The sequence below is a fragment of the Kosakonia pseudosacchari genome, assembly GCF_015167415.1.
GTDB classification, from domain to species: Bacteria; Pseudomonadota; Gammaproteobacteria; order Enterobacterales; family Enterobacteriaceae; genus Kosakonia; species Kosakonia pseudosacchari.
Map to the genome: position 1 here is coordinate 188,686 of NZ_CP063425.1, position 12,913 is coordinate 201,598.

Annotated in this window: 11 protein-coding genes; 8 read left to right on the forward strand and 3 right to left on the reverse strand. The window is 56.6% G+C overall.

The annotated features are described in order from the left end of the window. Positions 1-9: 9 nt before the first annotated feature. Together recQ and rhtC are read left to right on the forward strand one after the other, a co-directional pair. Positions 10-1,836: an ATP-dependent DNA helicase RecQ gene (gene recQ / locus IP581_RS00900; protein ID WP_086868479.1), complete on the forward strand. Its 1,827-nt coding sequence runs from the start codon at positions 10-12 to the stop codon at positions 1,834-1,836. 61 nt (positions 1,837-1,897) lie between these two features. Next, positions 1,898-2,518 carry a threonine export protein RhtC gene (gene rhtC, locus IP581_RS00905; protein ID WP_193821547.1) on the forward strand — a complete coding sequence of 207 codons (621 nt, stop codon included), beginning with the start codon at positions 1,898-1,900 and terminating at the stop codon, positions 2,516-2,518. A gap of 35 nt (positions 2,519-2,553) precedes the next feature. On the opposite strand, the gene rhtB is transcribed toward rhtC, so the two are convergent. Next, positions 2,554-3,174: a homoserine/homoserine lactone efflux protein gene (gene rhtB / locus IP581_RS00910; protein ID WP_086868483.1), complete on the reverse strand. Its 621-nt coding sequence runs from the start codon at positions 3,172-3,174 to the stop codon at positions 2,554-2,556. Positions 3,175-3,283: 109 nt separating this feature from the next. Here rhtB and pldB point away from each other — a divergent pair, with 109 nt between their 5' ends. From pldB to IP581_RS00925, 3 genes are all read left to right on the forward strand, one after another. Continuing rightward, the gene (gene pldB, locus IP581_RS00915; protein WP_086868485.1) at positions 3,284-4,276 is read left to right on the forward strand and encodes a lysophospholipase L2; all 993 of its coding nucleotides are present in this window, start codon (positions 3,284-3,286) and stop codon (positions 4,274-4,276) included. Between the two features lie 25 nt (positions 4,277-4,301). Then, positions 4,302-5,102 carry a sugar/pyridoxal phosphate phosphatase YigL gene (gene yigL / locus IP581_RS00920; protein WP_086868487.1) on the forward strand — a complete coding sequence of 267 codons (801 nt, stop codon included), beginning with the start codon at positions 4,302-4,304 and terminating at the stop codon, positions 5,100-5,102. A gap of 104 nt (positions 5,103-5,206) precedes the next feature. Continuing rightward, complete coding sequence (locus IP581_RS00925; protein WP_193821548.1) at positions 5,207-6,106, forward strand: carboxylate/amino acid/amine transporter; 900 nt, start codon at positions 5,207-5,209, stop codon at positions 6,104-6,106. Here IP581_RS00925 and metR read toward each other — a convergent pair. Further along, on the reverse strand, positions 5,994-6,947 hold the full coding sequence (gene metR / locus IP581_RS00930; protein WP_017459749.1) for an HTH-type transcriptional regulator MetR: 954 nt from the start codon (positions 6,945-6,947) through the stop codon (positions 5,994-5,996). The genes IP581_RS00925 and metR overlap by 113 nt on opposite strands. A 235-nt stretch (positions 6,948-7,182) precedes the next feature. Here metR and metE point away from each other — a divergent pair, with 235 nt between their 5' ends. Then, positions 7,183-9,444: a 5-methyltetrahydropteroyltriglutamate--homocysteine S-methyltransferase gene (gene metE, locus IP581_RS00935; RefSeq protein WP_193821549.1), complete on the forward strand. Its 2,262-nt coding sequence runs from the start codon at positions 7,183-7,185 to the stop codon at positions 9,442-9,444. 44 nt (positions 9,445-9,488) lie between these two features. Here metE and IP581_RS00940 read toward each other — a convergent pair whose 3' ends face one another. Continuing rightward, positions 9,489-10,295, reverse strand: coding sequence for a dienelactone hydrolase family protein (locus IP581_RS00940; RefSeq protein ID WP_086868495.1), 807 nt, complete (start codon positions 10,293-10,295; stop codon positions 9,489-9,491). Positions 10,296-10,554: 259 nt separating this feature from the next. Between IP581_RS00940 and udp the strand changes: the two genes are divergently transcribed. Then, positions 10,555-11,316: a uridine phosphorylase gene (gene udp / locus IP581_RS00945; protein WP_193821550.1), complete on the forward strand. Its 762-nt coding sequence runs from the start codon at positions 10,555-10,557 to the stop codon at positions 11,314-11,316. A gap of 135 nt (positions 11,317-11,451) precedes the next feature. After that, a complete protein-coding gene (rmuC, locus tag IP581_RS00950) occupies positions 11,452-12,909 on the forward strand; it encodes a DNA recombination protein RmuC (protein ID WP_193821551.1) in 1,458 nt (485 codons plus the stop codon). The last annotated feature ends 4 nt before the right edge of the window (positions 12,910-12,913 follow it).

A 12,913-nucleotide genomic window follows, 5' to 3' on the forward strand; every position in this document is an offset into this window, starting at 1 on the left:
GGGGTCAGAGTGGCACAGGCGGAAGTATTGAATCAGGAATCGCTGGCGAAACAGGTTCTGCAAGAGACCTTCGGCTACCAGCAATTCCGCCCGGGCCAGCAGGACATTATCGACACCGTGCTCAGTGGCCGCGACTGTCTGGTGGTGATGCCAACCGGCGGCGGGAAATCCCTGTGCTACCAAATTCCGGCGCTGGTATTAGATGGCCTGACGGTGGTGGTTTCACCGCTCATTTCGCTGATGAAAGATCAGGTCGACCAACTGCTGGCAAACGGTGTCGCAGCGGCGTGCCTGAACTCTACCCAGAGCCGCGAACAGCAGTTTGAGGTGATCAACGGCTGTCGCAACGGCCAGATTCGGTTGCTCTATATCGCCCCCGAGCGCCTGATGCTCGACAACTTCCTCGATCAACTGCGCCTGTGGAATCCGGTGTTGTTAGCCGTGGACGAAGCGCACTGTATTTCTCAGTGGGGTCATGATTTCCGTCCGGAATACGCCGCGCTGGGCCAGTTGCGCCAGATGCTGCCTTCCGTGCCGTTTATGGCGCTGACCGCCACCGCTGATGACACCACCCGCCGCGACATCGAACGTTTGCTGGGGCTTAACGATCCGCTGATTCAGGTCAGCAGCTTCGACCGCCCGAACATCCGCTACATGCTGATGGAAAAATTTAAGCCGCTCGATCAGCTCCTGCGTTATGTGCAGGAGCAGCGCGGCAAGTGCGGCATCGTGTATTGCAACAGTCGGGCGAAAGTGGAAGACACCGCTGCCCGTTTGCAAAGCCGCGGTTTTAGCGCGGCGGCCTACCATGCCGGGCTGGAAAATGAGGTGCGGGCGCGGGTGCAGGAACAGTTCCAGCGCGACGATCTCCAAATTGTCGTGGCGACGGTGGCGTTTGGTATGGGCATCAACAAGCCTAACGTGCGTTTCGTGGTGCATTTCGACATTCCGCGCAATATCGAATCGTATTATCAGGAGACTGGTCGCGCCGGGCGTGACGGCCTGCCTGCGGAAGCGATGCTGTTTTACGATCCGGCGGATATGGCGTGGCTGCGCCGCTGCCTGGAAGAGAAGCCCGCCGGGCCGCTGCAGGATATCGAGCGGCACAAGCTCAATGCGATGGGCGCGTTTGCCGAAGCGCAAACCTGCCGCCGTCTGGTGCTGCTGAACTACTTTGGCGAAGGTCGCCAGGAGCCCTGCGGTAACTGCGATATTTGCCTCGATCCGCCGCGCCAGTACGATGGTTTGCAGGACGCGCAAAAAGCGTTGTCGGCTATCTACCGCGTCAATCAGCGTTTCGGTATGGGCTATGTGGTGGAAGTGCTGCGCGGGGCGAACAACCAGCGTATCCGCGAGTTTGGCCACGACAAATTACCGGTATATGGCATTGGTCGCGAGCAAAGCCACGAACATTGGGTAAGCGTGATCCGCCAGTTGATTCACTTAGGTTTCGCCACGCAAAACATTGCTCAGCACTCGGCGTTGCAGCTCACCGAAGCGGCGCGCCCGCTACTGCGCGGTGAAGTCCCGCTGATGCTGGCGGTGCCGCGTATGGTGGCGCTGAAACCGAAAGTGATGCAGAAAGCGGCGGTCGGCAATTACGACCGCAAGCTGTTCGCCAAGCTGCGCAAGTTGCGTAAAGCGATTGCCGATGAAGAGAATATTCCGCCTTACGTGGTGTTTAACGATGCGACGCTGATTGAAATGGCCGAACAGATGCCGCTCTCTCCCGGCGAAATGCTCAGCGTCAACGGTGTGGGGACGCGCAAACTTGAGCGCTTCGGCCAGGAGTTTATGGCGCTGATCCGCGCGCATGTCGACGGCGAAGAAGAGTAGTCAGCCTGCGAAAAAAATGGGAGGATGGTTTCCCCCTGAACTATTTTCCCGCGAGTTATCTATGTTGATGTTATTTCTCACCGTGGCGCTGGTGCATATCGTCGCACTGATGAGCCCCGGCCCCGATTTCTTCTTCGTTTCACAAACCGCTGTCAGCCGCTCGCGCAAAGAAGCGATGATGGGCGTGCTCGGTATCACCACGGGTGTCATGATTTGGGCAGGCGTGGCGCTGTTCGGCCTGAACCTGATCCTCGCGAAAATGGCGTGGCTGCATAACATCATTATGGTCGGCGGTGGTCTCTATTTATGCTGGATGGGTTACCAGATGCTGCGCGGTGCGCTGAAAAAAGATCCGCAAAACGGCGACGCGCCGCAGGTTGAGCTGGCCGCCAGCGGGCGCAGCTTTATCAAAGGGTTACTGACTAATCTCGCCAACCCGAAAGCGATTATCTACTTCGGTTCTGTTTTCTCGCTGTTTGTTGGCGATAGCGTGGGCGCTGGCGCGCGCTGGGGGATTTTTATGCTGATTGCGGTGGAAACGTTCGCCTGGTTTACCGTGGTCGCGAGCCTGTTTGCCTTACCGCAAATCCGCCGGGGTTATCAGCGTCTGGCGAAGTGGATTGATGGTTTTGCAGGCGCGCTGTTCGCCGGTTTTGGTATTCACCTGATTATTTCCCGCTAAACGATAAAAGCCGGAGTCGCTATCCGGCTCTCTTCTCAGGCGTGTCTTGCCGATGCCAGCAGCGCGCCAACCAGCATAAACAACGAACCAAACACTTTGTTCAGCGCTTTCATCTGATGCGGGCCTTTAATCCATGTCGCAATGCGCTGCGCCAGCGTGGCGTAGCCAATCATCACAATGATATCCACCACAATAGTGGTTACGCCGAGCACCACGTACTGCATCACTTGCGGTTGATGCGGCACGATAAACTGCGGGAAGAGGGCGGCGAGAAACACAATGCTCTTCGGGTTGGTCAGGTTGACGAAGACGGCGCGTTTAAACAAACGCCCGCGCGATTGGGTTTTTGCCAGCGTATTGAGATCGATAGCGCCTGCGGCGCGCCACTGCTGGATGCCAAGCCAAATCAGGTAAGCCGCGCCTGCCCATTTCAGCACTTCAAAGGCCAGTACCGAACGCGAAAATAACGTGCCCAAACCGACACCAACCAGCACGATGTGAATGCCTAAGCCGGTTTGTAGCCCGGCAATGGACGCTGCCGCGCCGCGATAACCGTGGCTGATGGAAGTGGACATGGTGTTAATCGCGCCGGAGCCGGGGGAAAGGCTCAGAATTAAGGATGTCAGCAGGTAAGCGAACCACCATTCGAAGGTCATGAGAATCTCCCTGGATGTCTGTTTTTATGCCACAATACGCTATTGTCAGTGGAATTTGCTATTGGTCACAAAAAAACGATTTTACATGGCTAAAAGGGGCGAAATCCCAATGTTTCGGCAAAAAATGGCATGGGAAACCAGAGAAAAAGCGTTCGCGGCTTTTACCATGGGACCGCTGATGGATTTCTGGCGTTCGCGGGAAGAAGCGGTCTTTACCGGCGTGGACAATGTGCCGGTCAGTTTTGTCCGTTTTCGCGCGCAAAGTAACGATCGCGTGATTGTGATTTGCCCCGGCCGCATTGAAAGCTACGTAAAATACGCAGAGCTGGCGTATGACCTGTTCCACCTCGGTTATGACGTGCTCATTATCGATCATCGCGGCCAGGGGCGTTCCGGGCGCATGTTGCCGGACACGCATCGTGGTCATGTGGTCAATTTCAGTGATTATGTCGACGATCTGGCGGCATTCTGGGATCAGGAAGTGGCCAGCGGGCCGTGGCGCAAACGCTATATTCTTGCTCATTCGATGGGCGGCGCGATTTCCACTTTGTTCTTGCAGCGCTATCCGCAGGCCTGCGACGCGATTGCCCTGTGCGCGCCCATGTTTGGCATTATCATTCGCCTGCCGGAATGGATGGTGCGTCCGTTGCTGGACTGGGCCGAAAGCTACCCGAGTCTTCGTGACGGTTATGCCATTGGCACCGGGAGCTGGCGCCCGTTGCCGTTCGCGATAAACGTGTTAACCCACAGCCGCGAGCGCTATCGCCGTAATTTGCGTTTTTATGCCGATGAACCGCAGCTTCGCGTTGGCGGACCCACCTGGCACTGGGTTCGTGAAGGGATCCTTGCTGGCGAACACGCGCTGGCGGGGGCGGAAAAAGACGCCACGCCGACATTGATTATTCAGGCAGAAGAGGAGCACGTGGTCGATAACCGCATGCATCAACGCTTCTGTGAACGACGCGCCGCAGCGGGTCACCCTTGTGAAGGGGGGAAACCGCTGGTCATACAAGGCGCGTACCATGAGATCCTTTTTGAAAAGGACGCTATGCGCTCGGTCGCGCTCAACGCCATCGTCGAATTCTTCGATCGGCATAACTGATGAATTATTGAGGTTAAATTTTCTTATGTACCAGGTTGTTGCATCTGATTTAGATGGCACATTGCTCTCCCCCGACCACACACTGTCGTCCTTTGCCAAAGAAACGTTAAAACTGCTTACCGCGCGCGGCGTCAACTTCGTCTTCGCCACCGGCCGCCACCATGTGGATGTCGGGCAAATCCGTGACAATCTGGGCATTAAAGCCTACATGATCACCTCCAACGGTGCGCGGGTACACGACACCGATGGCAATCTGGTGTTCACCCATAACCTGGATCGCGATATCGCCACCGATCTTTTCGGCGTGGTGCATAACGAGCCGGATATCATTACCAACGTCTACCGCAACGATGAGTGGTTCATGAACCGCCACCGCCCGGATGAGATGCGGTTTTTTAAAGAAGCGGTGTTCCAGTATTCGCTGTATGAACCGGGTTTGCTTGAGCCGGAAGGGATCAGCAAAGTCTTCTTCAGCTGCGAAAGCCATGAAAAACTGCTGCCGCTGGAGCAGGCCATCAACGCTCGCTGGGGCGATCGCGTGAACGTCAGTTTCTCGACTTTAACCTGCCTGGAAGTGATGGCGGGCGGCGTGTCGAAAGGGCATGCGCTGGAAGCGGTCGCGGGCGCGCTGGGTTATAGCCTGAAAGAGTGCATCGCCTTTGGTGACGGCATGAACGACGCGGAAATGCTGTCGATGGCGGGTAAAGGTTGCATTATGGGCAACGCTCACCAGCGTCTGAAAGAACTGCACCCGGAGCTGGAAGTGATTGGCACCAACGCCGATAACGCCGTACCGCATTACCTGCGTAAGCTGTTCCTCGAATAAGATTGACGAGTGGTTTTAAATTAACCACTCGTCAACTAAATACTCAAACCTTGCGCAACTGAGTTCGCTACAATGCCTGTCCACTCATCGGAGAGACATTCATTGTGGCGTTACTCATCATCACCACTATTTTGTGGGCTTTCTCTTTTAGCCTGATTGGCGAATACCTTGCGGGTCATGTCGACAGCTACTTCTCCGTGCTGATGCGCGTGGGGCTGGCGGCGCTGGTCTTTTTACCTTTTCTGCGCACGCGTGGGCATAACCTCAAGACCATTGGCCTGTACATGCTGGTGGGCGCGCTGCAACTGGGCATTATGTATCTGTTCAGCTTCCAGGCGTATCTCTACCTGACGGTGTCGGAATTCCTGCTGTTTACCGTTTTCACACCGCTGTATGTCACCCTGATTTACGATCTGCTCAGCAAGCGCGGGCTGCGCTGGAGCTACGCGCTAAGCGCCGGGCTGGCGGTGATTGGCGCGGCGATTATTCGCTACGACAAAGTGAGCGATCACTTCTGGATTGGCCTGATTCTGGTGCAACTGGCGAATATCAGCTTTGCTATCGGTATGGTCGGCTATAAACGCCTGATGGAGACGCGCCCAATGCCGCAACACAACGCGTTCGCCTGGTTTTATCTTGGCGCATTCGTGGTCGCCGTGGTGGCGTGGTTTGTGATGGGTAACCCGCAGAAGCTGCCGACCACGACGCTGCAGTGGGGCGTGCTGGTATGGCTTGGCGTAGTGGCATCCGGGCTGGGTTATTTTATGTGGAACTATGGCGCCACGCAGGTGGACGCCGGGACGCTCGGCATCATGAACAATGTGCACGTTCCCGCCGGGTTACTGGTTAACCTCGCGATTTGGCAGGAACAACCGCACTGGCCGAGCTTTATTATTGGTGGTGCGGTGATAATGGCCTCGCTGTGGGTGCATCGCCGTTGGGTCGCTCCGCGCTCCGTACAAACGGCAGATGGTCGCAAGCGTGGTTCCGCGCTGAGCGAATAAACGCTTCCGTTACCGGCTGACGCTGCTCGCCGTCGCGCACGGCGGCGTACAGCCGGCTCCACAATCCTTCGCCCAGGGTTTTGGTCACCACCAGGCCCTGGCGCTCAAAGCTCTCCACCACCCAGTGCGGCAGTGCCGCAATGCCCATCCGCGCGGCAACCATCTGAATCAGCAGCAGCGTGTTATCCACACTTTTCAGCGACGGACTCACGCCCGCCGGTTGCAGGAAGTGACGCCAGATATCCAGGCGACTGCGCTGCACCGGGTAAATCAGCAGCGTTTCGCTGGCGATATCGTCCGGCGTGATACGCGCTTTCGCCGCCAGCGGATGATCCGGCGCCAGCACCAGCCGCACCTCAAAATCAAACATCGGTGAATAGTGCAGACCGCTGCGCGGCAGAATGTCGGAGGTCATCACCAGATCCAGCTCGCCCTGTTGCAGCGCGGGTTGCGGATCAAACGTGACGCCGGATTTGAAATCCATCTCCACTTGCGGCCAGTTCTGGCGGAAGTTCTCAAGCGCAGGCGTCAGCCACTGAATACAGCTATGACACTCAATAGCGATGCGCAGCGTGGCTTGCTGCGGCTCATTGCAGGCCTGCAGCGCGCGGCTAATCTGCGGCAGCACCTGATTCGCCAGTTGCAGCAGAATTTCACCCTGCGGCGTAAAGCGCAGCGGCTGGCTTTTGCGCACAAACAGACGAAAGCCAAGGCGCTGTTCCAGATCGCTGAACTGGTGGGAAAGCGCGGACTGCGTTTGATGCAGCGTTGCCGCCGCCGCCGCCAGCGACCCGCTGTTTCGTAACGCCTGTAGCGTTTTCAGGTGTTTAATTTCGATCATGAAAGTCCTTCACTCCGGCATGAACATTTTGCGCTTGAGGAATATACAGTACCTACACAATATGGATGTGTAAACATCTGGACGTCTAAAAAACCTGCGTCTTTCGAATTAATGGTGCGTTGGCTGCGCTCATTCACCCCAGTCACTTACTTCGGTAAGCTCCTGGGGATTCATGAACTTGCCGCCTTCCCTTAATCCGAAATCCTTTGGATTAACCCAATTGAAGAGGCTCAAAATGACAATTCTTAATCACACCCTCGGTTTCCCTCGCGTTGGCCTGCGCCGCGAGTTGAAAAAAGCGCAAGAGAGCTACTGGGCGGGTAACGCCACCCGTGAAGAGCTGCTGGCGGTAGGGCGCGAGCTGCGCGCCCGCCACTGGGAGCAGCAAAAAGCGGCAGGAATTGATCTGCTGCCGGTGGGCGATTTCGCCTGGTACGACCATGTTCTGACCACCAGCCTGCTGCTGGGCAATGTGCCGGCTCGTCATCAGAACAACGACGGCTCCGTGGATATCGACACCCTGTTCCGCATTGGTCGTGGTCGTGCGCCCACTGGCGAACCGGCGGCAGCCGCGGAAATGACCAAATGGTTCAACACCAACTACCACTACATGGTGCCGGAGTTCAGCAAAGGCCAGCAGTTCAAACTCACCTGGACCCAGTTGCTGGACGAAGTAGACGAAGCGCTGGCGCTCGGCCACAAGGTGAAACCGGTGCTGCTTGGCCCGGTCACTTACCTGTGGCTGGGCAAAGTGAAAGGGGAACAGTTTGATCGTCTAAGCCTGCTGAACGACATCCTGCCGGTTTACCAGCAGGTGCTGGGCGAGCTGGCAAAACGCGGTATCGAGTGGGTGCAAATCGACGAACCGGCGCTGGTGCTGGAGCTGCCGCAAGCCTGGCTGGATGCGTTTAAACCGGCTTATGACGCGCTTTCCGGCCAACTGAAATTGCTGCTAACCACCTATTTTGAAGGCGTGACGCCGAACCTTGATGTGATCACCGCGCTGCCGGTTCAGGGGCTGCACGTTGATTTGGTACACGGCAAGGACAACGTGGCCGAGTTGCACTCGCGTCTGCCTGCCGACTGGCTGCTCTCTGCCGGTCTGGTGAATGGCCGTAACGTCTGGCGTGCCGATCTCACCGAGAAATATGCGCAGATCAACGAGGTGGTTGGTCAACGTCCGCTGTGGGTTGCCTCTTCTTGTTCTTTACTGCACAGCCCGATCGATCTGAGTGTTGAAACGCGTCTGGATGCGGAAGTGAAGAGCTGGTTCGCCTTCGCCCTGCAAAAATGCCAGGAACTGGCGCTGCTGCGCGATGCGCTGAACAGCGGTAATACGGAAAAACTGGCGGAATGGAGCGCTCCGATTCAGGCGCGTCGCCACTCTACGCGTGTTCACAACACGGCGGTAGCGCAGCGTCTGGCGGCGATCACCGCGCAGGACAGCCAGCGCAACAGCCCATACGCCGAGCGCGCAAAAGCCCAGCGCAAGCGCTTTAATCTGCCCGCCTGGCCGACCACCACTATCGGTTCCTTCCCGCAGACCACGGAAATTCGCGGCCTGCGCCTGGATTTCAAAAAAGGCCATCTCGACGCGGGCAACTACCGCACCGGTATCGCTGAACATATCAAACAGGCGATTGCCGAGCAGGAACGTCTGGGCTTAGACGTGCTGGTGCATGGCGAAGCCGAACGTAATGACATGGTGGAGTACTTTGGTGAAAACCTCGACGGCTTCGTCTTTACGCAAAACGGCTGGGTGCAGAGCTACGGCTCCCGCTGCGTGAAACCGCCGGTGGTTATCGGCGACGTCAGTCGCCCGGAAGCGATTACCGTGGAGTGGGCGAAGTATGCGCAGTCGCTGACTGACAAACCGGTGAAAGGCATGCTGACCGGCCCGGTGACCATTCTTTGCTGGTCATTCCCGCGCGAAGATGTAAGCCGCGAAACCATCGCCAAACAAATCGCGCTGGCATTGCGTGATGAAGTGGCAGATCTGGAAGCGGCGGGGATTGGTATTATCCAGATTGATGAACCAGCACTGCGCGAAGGCTTGCCGCTGCGTCGCAGCGACTGGGATGCCTATCTGGCGTGGGGTGTGGAAGCCTTCCGCATTAACGCGGCGGTAGCGAAAGATGACACGCAGATCCACACCCATATGTGTTACTGCGAGTTCAACGACATCATGGATTCCATTGCCGCGCTGGATGCCGATGTGATCACTATTGAAACCTCGCGTTCGGATATGGAATTGCTGGAGTCGTTTGAAGAGTTTGAGTACCCGAACGAAATCGGTCCAGGCGTGTATGACATTCACTCGCCGAATGTCCCGAGCGTTGAGTGGATCGAAGCGCTGCTGCAAAAAGCGGCGCAGCGCATCCCCGCACAACGCTTGTGGGTGAACCCGGACTGCGGCCTGAAAACCCGCGGCTGGCCGGAAACCCGTAGCGCGCTGGCAAATATGGTGAAAGCCGCGCAGAACCTGCGTCAGCAGTAAGCCTTACCGCGCCGTCCGGTGTGAAGCCGGCGGCGCAAAAAAACTTATTTTTTAACGTACTGCGCAAACCATGCCAGCATCCGCTGCCAGCCATCGGCGGCGGATTCTGCGTGATAGCTTGGGCGGTAGTCCGCATTAAACGCGTGACCCGCTTCGGGGTAGACGATGATTTCAGCCTTGGCGTTCGCGGCTCTGAGCGCCTGGCGCATGGTTTCCACACTCTCCAGCGGAATACCGGTATCCTGTGCGCCATATAAACCGAGCACTGGCGCGGTAAGTTCAGTGGCGATATCCACCGGGTGACGCGGAGAATTGAGCGATTTCTCCCCCACCAGCTTGCCATACCAGGCGACGGCGGCTTTCAACTGCGGATTGTGCGCGGCATACAGCCAGGCGATGCGTCCGCCCCAGCAAAAACCGGTCACTAACAGCTGATGCGCGTTCCCGCCGTTGCGCGCTGCCCAACTGGCGACATGATCCAGGTCGGCGAGCACTTGCGCGTCCGGTACTTTGCTTACCAGGCCGCTTAGCAGGGTTTGAATATCGGCGAAATCATTTGGATCGCCCTGACGGAAATAGAGCTCCGGCGCGATGGCGAGATAGCCTTCCAGTGCCAGACGGCGGCACAGATCGCGAATATGCTCATGCACGCCGAAAATTTCCTGCACCACAATGACAATCGGCAATGGGCCTTCGGCATTTTTCGGTCGGGCGTGAAAAGCGGGCATATTTTCGCCCTGTGTCGGAATAGACGTTTCGCCTGCGATTAAGGCGTCTTCCGGCGTGTGAACAACGGTTGAAGCGAGAGGTGAAGCCGCAGGTGCAAAGCCTGGTGTGTTGTTGGTTGTCATGGCATTCTCCATACCTTTTTTAGCGCTTCAATAACTATAGACGGGAAGGCCTGCCGCGCGCGCAAATCACCGTGCCGTAGACTATCTTTGCTGCTGAGTTGTGGGATGTGTCGTGTTAATGTGATGTAAATCACTAATTTATGGAAATGAAATGCAATCAGTTTTATTCATGGTGATATCAGTCACGAAATTATATCCGTGCCTTCTGTAAAGTATCTTTTTGCCTCTACTGATAAAACCGACCACAGAGGAGTCTGTTATGTCCAAGTCTGATGTTTTTCATCTCGGCCTCACCAAAAACGATTTACAAGGGGCTACGCTGGCCATCGTCCCTGGCGATCCGGAGCGTGTGGAAAAGATCGCCGCGCTGATGGATAAGCCGGTCAAACTGGCATCTCACCGCGAATTTACCAGCTGGCGCGCAGAGCTGGATGGCAAACCGGTTATCGTTTGTTCCACCGGCATCGGCGGCCCGTCAACCTCTATCGCCGTTGAAGAACTGGCGCAGCTTGGCATCCGCACTTTCCTGCGTGTGGGCACCACCGGTGCGATTCAGCCGCACATTAATGTTGGCGACGTGTTGATCACCACCGCGTCCGTGCGCCTTGACGGCGCGAGCCTGCACTTTGCACCGATGGAGTACCCGGCGGTGGCGGATTTTGAGTGCACTACCGCGCTGGTTGCCGCAGCGGATGCGATTGGCGCAACGAAACATATCGGCGTTACCGCCTCTTCCGACACCTTCTACCCAGGCCAGGAGCGTTACGACACCTTCTCTGGTCGCGTGGTGAACCGCTTTAAAGGTTCCATGGAAGAGTGGCAGTCCATGGGCGTGATGAACTATGAAATGGAATCCGCCACGCTGCTGACCATGTGCGCAAGCCAGGGGCTGCGTGCAGGCATGGTTGCCGGTGTGATTGTAAACCGCACCCAGCAAGAGATCCCGAATGCGGAAACCATGAAGCAGACCGAAAGCCACGCGGTGAAAATCGTGGTGGAAGCGGCGCGTCGTCTTCTGTAATTCGCCTTCCCTTTTGCAAAGGCCGATGCGTTCGGCCTTTTCTTTTTGCGTACTGCTTCGCAGGAAAACCCCTTCCAAACTGGACGTTTATACAGCACAATCCTCCGCTACAGGCGTTATCACTAAGGGGACGTGGTGGACACTTCAATCATCGTCATGGCAGCCGTTGCGCTGGCGGGTTTACTGGTCGGCTGGCTGGCAGCAAGCTGGCGAGGGGCGCAGCAGCAGGCGGATCTGCTCGCGGAGCAGCGTGATGTCTTTAGCGAACTGAGCGCCGCCCGGCAGCAGATAACCCAAAACGAACACTGGCGCGAAGAGTGCGGGTTGCTCAATAACGAGCTGCGTAGCCTGCAACATATCAATAGCTCGCTGGAAGCGGATTTACGCGAAGTGACGACCCGGCTTGAATCTACTCAGTTGCATGCTGAAGAGAAGCTACGCCAGATGCACAGCAGCGAGCAGCGGTTGAGCGAACAGTTTGAAAATCTTGCTAATCGTATCTTCGAGCAGAGCAATCGCCGCGTGGATGAACAAAACCGGCAAAGCCTGAACGGTCTGCTAACGCCGCTGCGCGAGCAACTTGATGGTTTTCGCCGTCAGGTGCAGGAGAGTTTTGGTCAGGAAGCGCGTGAACGCCACACGCTGGCACATGAAATTCGCAACCTGCAACAGCTGAATGCCCAGATGGCGCAGGAAGCGATAAACCTGACACGGGCGCTGAAAGGCGATAACAAAACCCAGGGTAACTGGGGGGAAGTGGTGCTGACCCGCGTGCTGGAAGCCTCTGGTTTACGTGAAGGTTATGAATACGAAACCCAGGTCAGTATTGAAAATGACCATCGCGCGCGGATGCAACCGGATGTGATCGTGCGTCTGCCGCAGGGCAAAGATGTGGTGATCGACGCCAAAATGACGCTGGTCGCTTACGAACGTTATTTCAATGCCGACGACGACTTTACGCGCGAAGGAGCGCTACAGGAACATATCGCCTCGGTACGAAACCATATTCGCCTGCTTGGTCGTAAGGATTATCAGCAACTGCCGGGGCTGCGTAGCCTGGATTATGTCTTGATGTTTATTCCGGTGGAGCCGGCCTTTTTGATTGCGCTGGACAGACAGCCTGAACTGATCACCGAAGCGCTGAAAAATAACATCATGCTGGTCAGCCCGACGACATTGCTGGTGGCGCTGCGAACTATCGCCAACCTGTGGCGTTATGAACATCAAAGCCGCAATGCGCAGCAGATCGCGGAGCGGGCGAGCCGCCTGTATGACAAAATGCGCCTGTTCGTTGACGACATGTCATCCATTGGTCAGAGCCTGGATAAAGCCCAGGAAAATTACCGCCAGGCGATGAAAAAACTGAGTTCCGGGCGCGGCAATCTGCTGGCTCAGGCAGAGGCATTTCGCGGGCTCGGCGTCGAAATCAAACGCGAGATTAATCCGGAATTAGCGGCGCAAGCACAGGAACAGGACGAAGAGTTCCGTTTGCGTTCCGGGCAAAACGACTCCCTCGATTGCTTTGAAGACAATGCATTAGATAGCATGGCCGCGGGCGATGATCCTGAATCGAAGGCGTCTTCGGGTGGTTGAATCG

Bases quoted from the DNA above. Each gene is read 5' to 3' on its own strand.
- udp (WP_193821550.1), top strand. From the start codon at position 10,555: ATGTCCAAGTCTGATGTTTTTCATCTCGGCCTCACCAAAAACGATTTA.
- metE (WP_193821549.1), top strand. From the start codon at position 7,183: ATGACAATTCTTAATCACACCCTCGGTTTCCCTCGCGTTGGCCTGCGC.
- rhtB (WP_086868483.1), bottom strand. From the start codon at position 3,174: ATGACCTTCGAATGGTGGTTCGCTTACCTGCTGACATCCTTAATTCTG.
- yigL (WP_086868487.1), top strand. From the start codon at position 4,302: ATGTACCAGGTTGTTGCATCTGATTTAGATGGCACATTGCTCTCCCCC.
- metR (WP_017459749.1), bottom strand. From the start codon at position 6,947: ATGATCGAAATTAAACACCTGAAAACGCTACAGGCGTTACGAAACAGC.
- rhtC (WP_193821547.1), top strand. From the start codon at position 1,898: ATGTTGATGTTATTTCTCACCGTGGCGCTGGTGCATATCGTCGCACTG.
- pldB (WP_086868485.1), top strand. From the start codon at position 3,284: ATGTTTCGGCAAAAAATGGCATGGGAAACCAGAGAAAAAGCGTTCGCG.
- IP581_RS00940 (WP_086868495.1), bottom strand. From the start codon at position 10,295: ATGACAACCAACAACACACCAGGCTTTGCACCTGCGGCTTCACCTCTC.